This is a genomic window from Pseudomonas sp. PvP025 (assembly GCF_017832155.1).
Lineage (GTDB): Bacteria > Pseudomonadota > Gammaproteobacteria > Pseudomonadales > Pseudomonadaceae > Aquipseudomonas.
This window is the reverse complement of sequence record NZ_JAFIBJ010000001.1, coordinates 3,867,407-3,881,296: the sequence shown is the minus strand read 5'-3', so window position 1 is coordinate 3,881,296 and position 13,890 is coordinate 3,867,407. Positions and strand designations below refer to the sequence as shown.

Annotated in this window: 14 protein-coding genes; 2 read left to right on the top strand and 12 right to left on the bottom strand. The window is 62.6% G+C overall.

Translation table 11 applies throughout. The features are described from left to right. Nucleotides 1-26: 26 nt before the first annotated feature. Entirely contained in the window at nucleotides 27-401 is a 375-nt protein-coding gene (locus JOE32_RS16860; protein WP_003195530.1) for a hypothetical protein, read from the top strand. A gap of 130 nt (nucleotides 402-531) precedes the next feature. Here the strand turns inward: JOE32_RS16860 and JOE32_RS16855 are convergent, their stop codons facing one another. The 6 genes from JOE32_RS16855 to exbB all read right to left on the bottom strand — a co-directional run bounded on the left by JOE32_RS16855 (nucleotide 532) and on the right by exbB (nucleotide 7,313). Next, complete coding sequence (locus JOE32_RS16855) at nucleotides 532-1,932, bottom strand: aminoacyl-tRNA deacylase and HDOD domain-containing protein (RefSeq protein ID WP_209986482.1); 1,401 nt, start codon at nucleotides 1,930-1,932, stop codon at nucleotides 532-534. A 77-nt stretch (nucleotides 1,933-2,009) separates the two neighbouring features. Next, nucleotides 2,010-4,085 (bottom strand): ATP-dependent DNA helicase RecG, encoded by a 2,076-nt coding sequence (gene recG / locus JOE32_RS16850; RefSeq protein ID WP_209986479.1) that lies wholly within the window; start codon nucleotides 4,083-4,085, stop codon nucleotides 2,010-2,012. Between the two features lie 8 nt (nucleotides 4,086-4,093). After that, a complete protein-coding gene (locus JOE32_RS16845) occupies nucleotides 4,094-5,014 on the bottom strand; it encodes a hydrogen peroxide-inducible genes activator (RefSeq protein ID WP_057006348.1) in 921 nt (306 codons plus the stop codon). 152 nt (nucleotides 5,015-5,166) lie between these two features. Further along, nucleotides 5,167-5,913, bottom strand: coding sequence for an energy transducer TonB (locus JOE32_RS16840; RefSeq protein ID WP_209986476.1), 747 nt, complete (start codon nucleotides 5,911-5,913; stop codon nucleotides 5,167-5,169). Then, nucleotides 5,910-6,335, bottom strand: a complete 426-nt coding sequence (gene exbD, locus JOE32_RS16835) for a TonB system transport protein ExbD (protein ID WP_003231649.1) — start codon at nucleotides 6,333-6,335, stop codon at nucleotides 5,910-5,912. The genes JOE32_RS16840 and exbD overlap by 4 nt, the downstream gene beginning before the upstream one ends. A 6-nt stretch (nucleotides 6,336-6,341) precedes the next feature. Then, the gene (exbB, locus tag JOE32_RS16830) at nucleotides 6,342-7,313 is read right to left on the bottom strand and encodes a tonB-system energizer ExbB (RefSeq protein WP_209986473.1); all 972 of its coding nucleotides are present in this window, start codon (nucleotides 7,311-7,313) and stop codon (nucleotides 6,342-6,344) included. Nucleotides 7,314-7,507: 194 nt separating this feature from the next. On the opposite strand from exbB, the gene JOE32_RS16825 reads away from it, so the two are divergent. Continuing rightward, complete coding sequence (locus JOE32_RS16825) at nucleotides 7,508-8,359, top strand: SDR family oxidoreductase (protein ID WP_209986471.1); 852 nt, start codon at nucleotides 7,508-7,510, stop codon at nucleotides 8,357-8,359. A 131-nt stretch (nucleotides 8,360-8,490) separates the two neighbouring features. Here JOE32_RS16825 and JOE32_RS16820 read toward each other — a convergent pair whose 3' ends face one another. The 6 genes from JOE32_RS16820 to JOE32_RS16795 form a co-directional block, all read right to left on the bottom strand. After that, nucleotides 8,491-9,231 carry a hypothetical protein gene (locus JOE32_RS16820; RefSeq protein WP_209986469.1) on the bottom strand — a complete coding sequence of 247 codons (741 nt, stop codon included), beginning with the start codon at nucleotides 9,229-9,231 and terminating at the stop codon, nucleotides 8,491-8,493. A 59-nt stretch (nucleotides 9,232-9,290) separates the two neighbouring features. Continuing rightward, a complete protein-coding gene (locus tag JOE32_RS16815; RefSeq protein WP_003176922.1) occupies nucleotides 9,291-9,671 on the bottom strand; it encodes a RidA family protein in 381 nt (126 codons plus the stop codon). 24 nt (nucleotides 9,672-9,695) lie between these two features. Beyond that, nucleotides 9,696-11,801 carry a bifunctional GTP diphosphokinase/guanosine-3',5'-bis pyrophosphate 3'-pyrophosphohydrolase gene (gene spoT / locus JOE32_RS16810; RefSeq protein WP_209986467.1) on the bottom strand — a complete coding sequence of 702 codons (2,106 nt, stop codon included), beginning with the start codon at nucleotides 11,799-11,801 and terminating at the stop codon, nucleotides 9,696-9,698. 60 nt (nucleotides 11,802-11,861) lie between these two features. After that, on the bottom strand, nucleotides 11,862-12,125 hold the full coding sequence (gene rpoZ / locus JOE32_RS16805) for a DNA-directed RNA polymerase subunit omega (RefSeq protein ID WP_003176920.1): 264 nt from the start codon (nucleotides 12,123-12,125) through the stop codon (nucleotides 11,862-11,864). A 167-nt stretch (nucleotides 12,126-12,292) separates the two neighbouring features. Beyond that, nucleotides 12,293-12,913 (bottom strand): guanylate kinase, encoded by a 621-nt coding sequence (gene gmk, locus JOE32_RS16800; RefSeq protein WP_209986464.1) that lies wholly within the window; start codon nucleotides 12,911-12,913, stop codon nucleotides 12,293-12,295. 10 nt (nucleotides 12,914-12,923) lie between these two features. After that, a complete protein-coding gene (locus JOE32_RS16795) occupies nucleotides 12,924-13,787 on the bottom strand; it encodes a YicC/YloC family endoribonuclease (protein WP_209986461.1) in 864 nt (287 codons plus the stop codon). Nucleotides 13,788-13,890 lie beyond the last annotated feature (103 nt).

Below are 13,890 nucleotides of genomic sequence, written 5' to 3'. Positions count from 1 at the left end.
TCAATAATTACACCGAGGCCGTGTGCATGAAATTTCGTCTTCTGCTGTGGGTGCTGGGCCTGATGATGGGCAAAGCCAGCCGCACCAATCCTGCCTTCCAGCAACAGCTGGGCGATAAAGACCTGGCCTTCCAGTTGCAAACCCTCGACGGCAAGGTTGCCCGTCACTTCATCGTCAAAGACCAGCGCATCACCAGCCGCTCGGGCGTGCACCCCGCGCCGGCGTTTGCGATTGCGTTCAAGGATGCCGCCTACGGCTTCGCCACGATGCAGGCAAAGAACAAGCAACTGGCGTTCATGACGGGGATTCAGGACAAGTCGATCCAGATCAAGGGCAACCCGGCGCTGGTGATCTGGTTTCAGGGGCTGACCAAGTATTTGAAACCGAAGAAAAAGAAGTAGGGCTTTGGATAGACCGAGTTGAGTTCATCGCAGGCAAGCCAGCTCCCACAGGGGACCGCATTCCAAAGTTGGAACCCGGTTGACTGTAGGAGCTGGCTTGCCTGCGATAGCTGTCTGACAGTCGTCAGAGTTATCCCTGGCTGAACTGGGACGCCAGTTCGCGCAGCAGCACCTCGGCATCCAGCACCTTGCCCACCACCTCTTCCGCCTTTTCGCGGCTCAGCCCGAGCCGTGCCAGCAGCGCATCCGGAATCGCCTCATCCGGCCCGGAGCCTACGCCCCGGCTGCGCAGCAGGCGCACGGCCAGGCACACCAGGTTCGGGTATTCGGCGTACTGACCGTCATAGGCTGGATCGTGCTGGAAGCGCAGCGCGGTGGACAGTTCGTCCGGCATGTCCCAGAAGCGCATCAGCCAGGCGCCGATCTGTTCGCGGCTGATGCCCAGCAAGTGTTGCTCCACATAGCTGTGGCACAGGTGCGGGTTGACTTCCAGGTGCCGGCAGATCAGTGAGAAATGCGGCGGGAACACGTGCGCCAGCAGCAGGTAACCGAAGTTGTGCAGCAGGCCGGCCAGATACGTCAGGCCGGCTTCCGGTCGCTGGGCGCGCGGCATGGCGCGGGTCAGACCTTCGATGACGGCGGCGGTGTAGATCGACTGGTGCCAGTACGGCGTGGCCTGGTGTGGGTTGTCTTTGGGCAGGCTGAGGGTCTTGCCCAGGGCCAGGCCCAGCGCCAGGTTGATCACCAGGTCAAAGCCCAGCACGCGCACGATGGCGTCTTCCACCGAGCGAATCTTGCCCGGCGAGGCGTAGTACGGCGACGCGGCCCAGCTGACGACCTGGGCGGCCAGGGCCGGGTCGGTTTCGACTACGCCGGTGATGTCATCAATGGTTGCATTGGGGTCGACACGCAGCTTGATGATCTTCTGCGCGGTGTCGGCCAGCGGCGGGATTTCGATGGTCGCTTCCAGGCGTTGCTGGATACGGCGGGCGGTGAACGCCTGCATCGCCTGGGTGATTTCCTCGCGGTCGTCATTGGGGCGGTCGAGGTTGGGGCGGATATTGCGCAGCGGCTCGCCGAACTGCGCGGCGCTGGCTTTGGTCAGCAGGGTCTTGAAGGCGTCGGTGGGGATGTCCAGCAGCAGACCGGCTTCGCCCGAATGCACCAGCAGGCTGGGCTCATTCAGCAGGCTGCCTTCATACAGGCACGGCGAACTGGTCAGTGGCGGCAGGCCCGGCAGCAGGTTCAGGTCGTGTTTGCTGAGCATGCGCTTGACGCGGTCCGGCGCTACGGCCGTAAGGCGCCGGCCGGTGAGTTCGGCGAGGCGGTTGAGGTCGAGCAACTGGTTCTGGGGGAACAGCACCATCAGGGCGCCTACCGCGTCTTCCAACAAGACTGCCTGGACCTTTCGCGCTGGGTTCAGGCGCGCGTGTTCGGCGACTTCCGTGTAGGGGATGGCGAGTTTTGCGAGCAGCGCCTGAATAACCGACGGGGCGGTCAGTGGGGCGGAGGCGAGGGCGACTTCTGACATGGCCTGATCCAAATTCGTACAGTCACCGAAGTATAACCAGCTTGTTACGGGTGAGGGTTGGATAACTGCGCCAGCCGTCACACTTGGCCGTATTGCTGCCCATGCCGCAACCAGCGATCCAGCAGCGGGCTGACGTGCTCGGGCCAGCGCTCCAGCAGCGCTTGCGCCGCATCGCGCACGGCGGGCAGCAAGTCGGCGTCGCGCATCAGGTCGGCGACCTTGAATTGCAGCAGGCCGGTCTGGCGGGTGCCGAGCATTTCGCCGGGACCGCGCAGTTCGAGGTCTTTTTCGGCAATCACAAAACCGTCGTTGGTCTCGCGCATGATCCCCAGGCGCTGGCGGCCGATCTGCGACAGCGGCGGGTGGTACAGCAGCACGCAATGGCTGGCGGCGCTGCCCCGGCCCACGCGTCCGCGCAGCTGGTGCAGTTGCGCCAGGCCCAGGCGCTCGGGGTTTTCGATGATCATCAGGCTGGCGTTAGGCACGTCCACACCCACCTCGATCACGGTGGTGGCGACCAGCAGTTGCAGGTTGCCGGCCTTGAACTCGGCCATGACCGCGGCCTTTTCCACAGGCTTCATGCGCCCGTGGATCAGCCCGACCTTGAGCTCACCGAGGGCGCTGGTGAGGTCCTCGAAGGTGGTTTCGGCGGCCTGGCAGGTCAGCTCTTCGGACTCTTCAATCAGCGTGCACACCCAATAGGCCTGGCGCCCTTCGGCGCAGGCGCCGCGCACGCGTTCGATCACTTCGACGCGCCGCGTGTCGGTGACCAGCACGGTGTTGACCGGCGTACGGCCGGGCGGCAGTTCGTCGAGGATCGAGGTGTCGAGGTCGGCGTAGGCGCTCATGGCCAGCGTGCGTGGAATCGGCGTGGCGGTCATGATCAACTGGTGCGGGTTCATGCGCCCGCCCACGCCTTTCTGACGCAGTGCCAGGCGTTGCTGCACGCCGAAGCGGTGTTGTTCGTCGATGATCACCAGGGCGAGGTTCTTGAACTGCACTTCGTCCTGGAACAGCGCGTGGGTGCCGACCACCATCGGGGCGCCATTGGCAATCTGCTCCAGCGCGGCTGCGCGCACCTTGCCCTTGAGCTTGCCGGCCAGCCAGGCAACTTCCAGGCCCAGGGGTTCGAGCCAGCGCTTGAAGGTAATGAAGTGTTGTTCGGCGAGGATCTCGGTGGGCGCCATCAGCGCCACCTGATAACCGGCTTCCAGCGCCTGCAGGGCGGCGAGGGCGGCAACCACGGTTTTGCCCGCGCCCACGTCACCCTGGATCAGGCGCAGCATGGGTTCGTGCTGGCTGAGGTCGTAGGCGATTTCATTGCCCACGCGCTGTTGCGCACCGGTCGGCGCAAAGCCCAGGTTGGCCAGGTATTGCGCAGGCAGACGCGTGGCCTTGGGCATCGCTGGCGCGCGCAGGGAGCGCATGCTTTCGCGCAGGCGTTGCTGGGACAGTTGGTGGGTCAGCAGTTCTTCAAAGGCCAGGCGATGCTGGGCCCAGTGGTGGCCGAGGGCGAGTTCGTCGACATCGGCATCGGCCGGTGGGTGATGCAGGTAGCGAATCGCATCGGCCAATGGCGCCAGTTGATAGTCGCGGGCCAGCTCCAGGGGCAGCCAGTCGGGCAGGCTCTGGGGACCTAGCATCGTCAGCGTCTGCATGCACAACTGGCGCAGGCGCTGTTGGGTGAGGCCTTCGGTGAGCGGGTAGATGGGCGTGAGGGTGGTGTCCACCGGCGGTGGTTCGTCGCCGGTAATGGCGCGGTATTCCGGGTGATAGATTTCCAGCCCGGAGGCGCCAGGGCGCGCTTCGCCGTAGCAGCGCACGCGGGTGCCGCGCTTGAGGCCTTCCTTTTGTGCATTGCTGAAGTGATAGAAGCGCAGGCTCAGGCCGCCAGTGCCGTCCTGCAGGCGCACCACCAGACTGCGGCGCTTGCCCATCACCACATCGGCGCCGCTGACGGTGCCTTCGACCACCGCGTCCTGCCCGGGGCGCAGGTGGCCGATGGGCACGACGCGGGTGCGGTCCTGATAACGCAGGGGCAGGTGGAACAGCACATCCTGGAGGTTTTCCAGGCCGACCTTGGCCAGTTTCTCGGCCATGGCCTCACCGACACCCTTGAGTGCCGTCACCGACACCTGCGACAGCTCAGTCATACGTCTGCTTAGCTCGCAGCGGGCGGCTTGGCCACCGAACACAGGCGGATCGAGTCGGCGAGGATCTCAATGGCTTTTGGCCGTGGGAAGCTGGCACGCCAGGCGATCGCCACGGTGCGGAACGGCACCGGCGGCGTGAGTGGACGCACTTCGATCACGCCGGGGGCGTAGTGATGGCTGTCCACCGCCGACAGCGGCAGGATCGAGATACCCAGGCCGGACGCAACCATATGGCGAATGGTCTCCAGGGAGCTGGATTCAACGGTGGTGTGCTTGGCGCCGTCGTTGCCCTTGGTCAGGGTCGGGCAGGCTTCGAGCACCTGATCGCGGAAGCAGTGGCCTTCGCCGAGCAGCAGCAGGCTCTTGTCGTTGAGCAGGCCGGCATCGATGGTGGCCTTCTGCGTCCAGGGGTGGGAAGCCGGCATCAGCACGTAGAACGGCTCGTCGTAGAGCGGCAGGGTCAGTACATCGGCTTCATTGAACGGCAGGGCGATGATGATCGCGTCCAGCTCGCCGTTGCGCAGTTTGTCGCGCAGCACGTGGGTGAAGTTTTCTTCGATGTACAGCGGCATCTGCGGCGCGACGCGGTGCAGTTGCGGAATCAGGTGGGGGAACAGGTACGGGCCGACGGTGTAGATGGCGCCGACCTTGAGCGGTGCGGTCAGCTGGTTCTTGCCGGCCTGGGCCAGTTCGCGAATGCTTTGCGCCTGCTCCAGCACCTTCTGGGCCTGGGCGACGATGCCTTCGCCTACCGGCGTGAGGCGCACGGCGCTTTTGCTGCGCTCGAAAATCAGCACACCGAGTTCGTCTTCAAGCTTTTTCACGCCCACCGACAGCGTCGGCTGGCTGACGTGGCAACGCTCGGCCGCATGGCCGAAGTGTTGCTCCTGGGCGAGGGTCACGATGTAGCGTAATTCTGTAAGAGTCATAGCGGGCGTCCATGAAGTTGCGGGCCAAGCATACCGACTGCAATCGATAGACGCACGTTATCAGAAGTTTGTTGGGGATTGAGCGAGGACTGTCAGAGATGTGCTGAAAAACAATCTGGGAGGGAGCAAGCCCCCTCCCAAAACAGCATCGCTTACCGGCGACGCTTTTCGATGTTGTAAACAAACGGCGCGACGATTTCGACGCTACCGCCTTTCAGCATGTCGGCCGGCGGTTTGGGCAGCGGCTGGGCACGACGGATCATGTCCAGGGTCGCGCGGTCCAGGTCGGCGTTGCCGGAGCGGCCTACCAACTCATAGGACAGCACGTTGCCTTCGCCATCGACCACGAAGCGCAAGCGGTTCAGGCCTTCCTTGCCACGGGCCTGGGCGCCTGGCGGGTACTTCTTGTACTTCTGCAAATGCGCGAGCAGCGTGCCTTCCCAGGAAGCCTTGGCCGCCAACTGTTGCGGCGATGGGCCGGGTGTCGGCTGCGCCGATTTTTCAACCGGGGCGTTGTTCTGCGGCGCGTCACTCGGCGGCTGATCGGAAGGTTTCTCCTTGGGCGGCTCGGGCTTTTTCTCCACCGGCTTGGGCGGCTGCGGTTTGGGTTTGGGCTTGACCGGCTTGGGCACCTGGATGGTCGGCTTGGGCGCTTCGGCCAGTTTCGGCAGCGGCGGTTCTTCCACCGGTGCCGGTGGCGGCGTTACCACTTTTGGCGGTGCCGGTGGTGGCGGCGGCGCAGGCGCAGGCGCCAGGTCGATGACCATGGCTGCTGGCGGCAGCACTACCGTACGCGGGGCCGACCAATGGAGCGCGATGGCAATCGCGACGGCATGCACGCCCAGTACGACGGCGAGGCTGGTGCCATAACGCGTCAGTTTGTGGCGCGTCGTGATCATTTTTTGGCTGCCGTCTCAAGTCCGACCAGACCTACCTTGAGGTAGCCGGCTGCCCGCAGGGCATCCATCACGCTCATCAAGTCGCCGTAGTCCACGCCCTTGTCGGCCTGGAAGAAGATCGTCGTGTCTTTCTTGCCCTGGGTCTTGGCGTCGAGCACCGGTCCCAGGGACTCAGGCTTGACCTCTTCTTCGCCCAGAAACAGACGCTGGTCTGCCTTGACGCTGAGGAAAATCGGCTTCTCCGGACGCGGTGCCGGCTTGGCGCTGGACGCGGGCAGGTCAACCTTGATATCCACGGTGGCCAGAGGCGCCGCGACCATGAAGATGATCAGCAGCACCAGCATCACGTCGATAAACGGCGTGACGTTGATTTCGTGGTTTTCGACGAGCTCGTCGTCGCCTTGATTCAAATGCAGGCCCATGGCCGATTACCCCACTTTTACCATCTGCGGTTGCGAGCTGCGCTCGGGAGGCAGGTGATCGAGGTCGCGGCTGACCAGCAGCAGGACTTCTGCCGATGCGTCCGATACCTGGGCCTTGTAGCCGGCAATCGAACGGGCGAAGACGTTGTAGATCACCACCGCAGGGATTGCCGCAACCAGGCCCAGGGCCGTGGCCAGAAGGGCTTCGGCGATGCCGGGGGCAACGACGGCGAGGTTGGTGGTCTGGGTTTTGGCGATGCCGATGAAGCTGTTCATGATGCCCCACACGGTGCCGAACAGGCCGACGAAGGGCGCGGTGGAACCGATGGTCGCCAGCACGCCGGTGCCGCTGCTCATGTTGCGGCCGCAGGCGGCTACCAGGCGCTCGAGGCGGAAGGCCACGCGTTCCTTGATGCCTTCTTTTTCGCGGGCGTTGGCTGACAGGCGCATTTCTTCGAGCGCGTCGTGCACCAGCGTGTTGGCCAGGGTGCCCTTCCTGGTCGCCGTTTCACTGGCTTCCTTGAGGGTGGTGGCTTTTTTCAGGTGGACGATTTCAGTGCGCAGACGACGTTTGGCACCCAGCAGCTCGAAGCCTTTGGCGATCCAGATGGTCCAGGTAATGATGGAGGCGATGGCCAGGCCGATCATCACGGCCTTCACCACTACGTCGGCGTTCTGGTACATGCCCCATGGGGACAGGTCGTGGGCCATGCCCAGGGTGTTGTCTTCTTCCAGTACGACGCCGGTGCCATCGGCGGGGGCTGGCGCAGCAGGGTCGGTTGCTGCCGGCGCGACGGCGGGTGCGGCCGGGTTCGCGGCATTTTGCTCGGCAGCGGCGGGCGCTGCGGGAGCGCTGGCATCAGCGAATGCGGCGGTCGGTGCCAGCATTACGCTGAACAGCAACGCAGCAATCGCGCGCCAGGCGCGGGATGGGCTGTGCAGCTTGGTTGGCGAAGCGGGGGTTGTAATACGTGTCATGCTGGCCGGACCTGATGAGAAGAAAAAATGGAGTGATCGTCCTTCCAGACCCGTCGCGGGCCGAGGACAAATGGGCGGTCATTATTGCAAGTAATTCTTGTTAACTAAAGTGCCAGTGTTACTTTATTTCTATTTTTACTGGCCGCTGAACCCCGAGCGCAGCTAACCTGCGCCTTTGAGAATGGAGTTTTGTGATGTCTGCGCCTTCTGTTGTGATTGCCGGTTGCGGCGATGTGGGTAGTCGGCTGGCTAGCCAATTGCTGGCCTCGGGATGGGAGGTTCATGGCCTGCGGCGCGATATTTCGCGCCTGCCCGAGGGCGTCATTGGCATCGCCGGCGATCTGTTCAAAAAGGATTGTCCGGACACCTGGCCGATTGGCGGGGTGGATTACCTGGTGTACTGCGCCGCCGCGACCGACCACGACGAGGCCGGCTATCGTGCGGCTTACGTGCACGGTTTGCAGCATGTGCTGGAGTGGCTGGATGACTATGGCCAGCAGCCCAGGCATCTGCTGTTTGTCTCCAGCAGCAGCGTTTACGGTCAGCAGCATGGTGAGTGGGTCGACGAAACGTCCGACACCCAGGCGCAGGGCTATTCCGGTCAGGTGATGCTGGAAGCCGAGCAGGTGGCACTCAACAGCGCCATCCCGGCGAGCGTCGTGCGCTTGACCGGCATTTATGGCCCGGGCCGTGAGTGGCTGCTGACTCAGGTGCGCAAAGGTTATCGCGTGGCGACCGATCCACCTTTATATGGCAACCGCATCCACGCGGACGACGCGGCCGGTTTGCTGGCGTTTTTATTGCGCCATGTGGAGCAGGGCGGTTCGCTGGACAAGGTCTATATCGGCGTGGACAACGAGCCTGCGCCGCTGGCCGATGTGGTGGGCTGGTTGCGTGAGTATCTGGGAGTGACCGAGTGGTCCGAGGACGCCAGTGTGCGGCGCGCGGGCAGCAAGCGGTGCAGCAATAAGCGGGTCAAGGCGTTGGGATGGGAGCCGACCTACCCGACTTATCGTGAAGGTTATGCCGCGATCCTCAAAGGCTGAAAAACACGGTCAAAAAATGTGGACGGGGGGCGTGCTCCCGATGGCAGTGTGTCAGTCAAACCATCTGTGACTGATACACCGCTATCGGGAGCAAGCCCCCTCCCACATGTTGATCCGAGCTTTGGTGCTTGTTACTTTTCAAGCAACCATTGACGAGGGCCAGGGCTAAACGACGGCACTTCGTCCGCCTGTGCAGTATTCACCGCCTGAAAAATCTCCAGCTGCTTGCCCTTGCGCGCAAAAATCCACGGGTTGCCCTGGCCGTTCAGTTGTAGCCAGATGCTGTCGTAGCCGTCGCTCATCGAGGCGCAGTCGCCTGCCAGGCACAGCGAGTAGCGATCTACGCCGGGCAAGCCGGCGACCTTGCCGTCCGCCTGGAACTGCACCGTGGCGCCGTCGCCGAAGCCGTCGGTGATTTTCCAGTCGCCGCCCATATAGGCCCCGTACAGGGCGCGTTCGAAGTTGGCGCCCAGTGGCGCGCCTTCCGGCGCAGGGTCCTTGGCGCGGGCAAACAGCTGCTCGGGCTCGTTGTCGTTGGCCACTTGCAGCAGTTGCCGGCCTTTGCGCTTGAGTTCGGTGGCGGAGCTGCCGTAGAAGTCCACGCTCCAGGCGCCGGATTTCTCGCCGGTCAGCTTGCCTTCGGCCACTTCAAAGCCATTGTAATAACGCGCCTGCGCGGCCTTGGTGTTGACCTCCCATTCGAGGTTCGGGCCAAAGCGTTGCAATGCTTCACGCAAAGGACCGCCCTTGGCTGCCGCGTCGATGGCGACCTGATTGATCCAGGTGCCGCTTACATCCCGGTCGGCAGGGTTGCTGGCACAGCCGCCGAGCAACAGGGCGAGCAACGAAGAGGCTACAAGCGCTTTGCGCATCATGAAATCCTTCTGAAACAAAGTCGGCGCGGCCTCTTGAGAAGGCTGCGCCGGGTGTTTTATTCGATGACCAGGATCGCGTCCATTTCGACCTGTGCGCCCTTTGGCAGAGCAGCAACGCCGATGGCCGCGCGTGCCGGGTAGGGCTGTTCGAAATATTTGCCCATGATCTCGTTGACCTTGGCGAAGTGGCTCAGGTCGGTAAGGAAGATGTTCAGTTTGACGATGTCCTTGAACGAACCGCCTGCAGCTTCGGCCACGGACTTGAGGTTTTCGAACACCTGTACGGTCTGTGCTTCGAAGCCTTCAACCAGTTCCATGGTCTTTGGGTCCAGCGGGATCTGACCCGACATGTAGACGGTATTGCCCGCCTTGATCGCCTGGGAGTAGGTACCGATGGCGGCCGGGGCTTTGTCGCTGGTGATTACGGTCTTGGTCATGTGTGACTCCTTGTTAGAGGTGGGTTAGGCACGCATACGGGTGATGCGGATAACCCCGATCAAAGCGCGCAGCTTTTTGATCACGCGGGCCAGGTGCACGCGGTCGTGCACGCTGACCACCAGCTGGACCACGCTGATGCGGCCATCGCGCTCGTCCATGCTGATTTTTTCGATATTGCCGTCGGCCGCGTTGACGCTGCTGGCCAGCAGGGCGATCAGGCCACGCTGGTGTTCCAGCTCCACGCGCAACTCGACGTTGAATTCGCCGGTGACATCCTTGGCCCACGAGAGCTGGATGCATTTTTCCGGGTTGTGGCGGATTTCGGTGATGTTGCGGCAGTTGTCCAGGTGCACCACCATGCCCTTGCCTGCCGACAGATGCCCGACAATCGGGTCGCCGGGGATCGGTGTGCAGCACTTGGCATAGCTGAGCACCAGGCCCTCGGTGCCGCGAATCGCCAGCGGGCCTTCCGGACTCGGCAGTTGTTCGCCTTCGCCGAGCAAGCGACGCGCCACCACATAGGCCATGCGATTGCCCAGGCCGATGTCTTCCAGCAGGTCTTCGATGGTTTCCTGGCGATACTCGTGGAGCATCGCTTTCACACGCTCCTGCGCGATCTTGTCCAGAGCACTGTCGAAACCGTTTAGCACCTTGTTCAGCAAGCGTTCGCCCAGGCTGATCGATTCGGAACGGCGCTGCAGTTTCAGCGCATGGCGGATGTGCGTGCGTGCCTTGCCGGTGACCACGAAATTGAGCCAGGCGGGGTTCGGGCGGGCGCCCGGTGCGCTGACGATCTCCACCGTGGAGCCACTTTGCAGCGGCTCGGACAGCGGCGCGAGACGGCGATTGATCCGACAGGCAATGCAACTGTTGCCGACGTCGGTGTGCACCGCGTAGGCAAAATCGACCGCCGTGGAGCCTTTGGGCAGCTCCATGATGCGGCCTTTGGGCGTGAACACGTAGACCTCGTCCGGGAACAGGTCGATCTTCACGCTTTCGATGAATTCCAGGGAGTTGCCGGCCCGTTGCTGCATTTCGAGCACGCCCTTGACCCACTGGCGGGCGCGGGCATGGGTGCCTTTGGGCTGCTCGTCGCCGCTGGATTTGTACAGCCAGTGGGCGGCGATGCCGTTATTGGCCATTTCTTCCATTTCGCGGGTGCGGATCTGGATCTCGATCGGCACGCCATGCATACCGAACAACGTGGTATGCAGCGATTGGTAGCCGTTGGCCTTGGGAATTGCGATGTAGTCCTTGAAGCGGCCCGGCAGGGGTTTGTACAAATTATGTACAGCGCCGAGCACGCGGTAGCAGGTGTCGACCTTGTCAACGATGATGCGGAACGCGTACACGTCCATGATCTCGTTGAAGGCCCGACGCTTGCCGCGCATCTTCTTGTAGATGCCATAGATGTGCTTTTGCCGCCCGCTTACCTCGCCCTCAATTTCGTCGATTGCCAGGCAATGGCTGAGGGACTCTTCGATCTTGTTGACGATTTCCTTGCGGTTGCCGCGCGCGCGCTTGACCGCCTGGTAGATGCGCGCCGAGCGCATTGGGTGCATGGCCTTGAAGCCGAGGTCTTCGAATTCGATACGAATGGCATGCATGCCCAGCCGGTTGGCGATGGGCGCGTAGATTTCCAGGGTTTCCTTGGCGATGCGTCGGCGTTTTTCGCCGGACAGCACTTCCAGCGTGCGCATGTTGTGCAGCCGGTCGGCCAGCTTGACCAGAATCACACGGATATCCCGTGCCATGGCCATGGCCATTTTCTGGAAGTTTTCTGCCTGGGCTTCGGCCTTGGTCTCGAAGTTCATCTGGGTCAGTTTGCTGACCCCGTCGACCAGTTCGGCCACGGTTTCGCCAAATTGTGCGCTGAGCGCTTCCTTGGCGATGCCGGTGTCTTCGATCACGTCATGCAGCATCGCGGCCATCAGGCTCTGATGGTCCATGTGCATGTCGGCAAGAATATTGGCCACCGCAAGAGGATGCGTGACATACGCCTCACCGCTTCGGCGGCGTTGGCCGTCGTGGGCTTGTTCGGCGTAGAAATACGCTCGGCGGACCAGGTTGACCTGGTCTGGGCCGAGGTAGGCCGATAAGCGATCGGCGAGGGCGTCTATGCTCGGCAAAGTGTGAACTCCTGCCGAAGGCTGTGACCCCGCGCCGTGCTACGTCGACCAGGCATAGGCTTAGACGGCCTCGTTGGACTCGTCCTCGAACGCTGCGAACAGCGGTTCGTCTTCAACGATTTCGGCGTTGGCGATGAACTCGTAGCTCATCAGGCCTTCGGCGATTTCGCGCAGGGCTACAACGGTGGGCTTGTCGTTTTCCCACTGGACCAGAGGCTCTTTGCCGCCAGTGGCCAGTTGACGGGCACGCTTGGTAGAGAGCATGACCAGCTCAAAACGGTTATCCACGTGTTCTAGGCAGTCTTCAACGGTTACGCGGGCCATGGTATTCCTCGGAGCGAATGCAAGATGCGCGCTGCCCGGCTGGGCGAGCGGACTGAGCAGTTTAAAAAAACACCAGCGTTTAGGGAAGCGCTGATTTTCGCGACACCTTCGCAAAACCGCTGCAAGTGCCAATGTAAGGCCCTTGCGGCGGTTTTGGGAAGCGTCAATCAGCCGAGCAGTTCGGCCAGTAACTTGCCGAAACGTTGCTGCTGGCGCTTTTGCTGGAGCTGATTGGCACGGAAAATCGCCTTCAAGTCGTCCAGCGCGTGGGCAAAATCGTCATTGATGATCAGGTAGTCGTAGTCGACGTAGTGGCTCATTTCGCTGACGGCTTCGCGCATGCGGCCTTCGATGATCGCGTCGCTGTCCTGGCCACGGTTGGTCAGGCGCTGGTGCAAGGCTTCGAGCGAGGGCGGCAGAATGAAGATCGAACGTGCCTTGGGCATCAATTGGCGTACTTGCTCGGCGCCCTGCCAGTCGATTTCCAGGATCAGGTCATGGCCTTCGTCCAGGGTCTGCTGCAGGTGACTTTGCGAGGTGCCGTAGAGGTTGCCGAACACTTCGGCGCGCTCCAGAAAGTCGCCGTGTTCGATCATCCTGACGAACTCGGTACGCTCGACGAAGTGATAGTGCACGCCGTTCACTTCGCCCGGGCGCATGGCGCGGGTGGTGTGCGAGACCGAAATGCGGATCTGCTGGTCAGCGTCGGTCAAGGCTTTGACCAGGCTGCTCTTGCCCGCGCCCGAAGGCGCGGAAATGATGTAAAGGGTGCCGGTGCTGTGGGTCATGAAGGTTGCCTTACTCAATATTCTGTACTTGTTCGCGCATCTGCTCGATCAACACTTTGAGGTTGACCGCGGCGGTGGTGCTGCGCGGGTCAAACGCCTTGGAGCCGAGTGTATTGGCTTCGCGGTTGAGTTCCTGCATCAGGAAGTCCAGGCGCCGACCGGCGGCGCCGCCGGACTTGAGCACGCGGCGCACTTCGAGGATGTGGGTGCTGAGACGGTCGAGTTCTTCGGCGACGTCGCTTTTCTGCGCCAGCAGCACCATTTCCTGCTCCAGGCGCACGGGGTCGAGGTCGGCCTTCATGTCGGTGAAGCGGTCGAGCACCTTCTGGCGCTGGGTGGCGAGCATCTGCGGCACCAACTCGCGCAGGATGATCACGTCGGCTTCGATGGAGGTCAGGCGCTCGCTGATCAACCGCGCCAGCTCGGCGCCTTCGCGTTCGCGGCCGGCCTTGAGCTCCTTCAAGCCCTGGGTGAACAGCGCGAGGGCTTGGGCGTTGAGGGCCTGCGGGTCGCTGGCGTCGGCCACCAGCACGCCGGGCCAGGCCAATACTTCAAGCGGGTTCAATGCCGCCGGCTGCTTGATCAGGCCGGCGATGGTTTCGGCGGCGGCGACCAGTTGCGCGGCGCGCTCGCGGTCCACTTGCAGCGGCTTGCCGGTGGTTTCTTCGGTAAAACGCAGGGTGCATTCCAGCTTGCCCCGGGAGATGCCCTGGCGCAGGGCTTCACGCACGGCGCCTTCGAGGTCGCGGAACGATTCCGGCAGACGCAGGTGCGGCTCCAGGTAGCGGCTGTTGACCGAGCGCAGCTCCCAGCTCAGGGTGCCCTGGGCGCCGGCTTGTTCGACGCGGGCGAAGGCGGTCATGCTGTGCACCATGGAGGTACCTCGCGTTGCAGCCCGCACACACGGGCTGATGGTTAAGAAGGCGCAGGATTGTAGCGCAGTGGGGCGGATGCGCCCAAACCCGAGCATTCGTAAC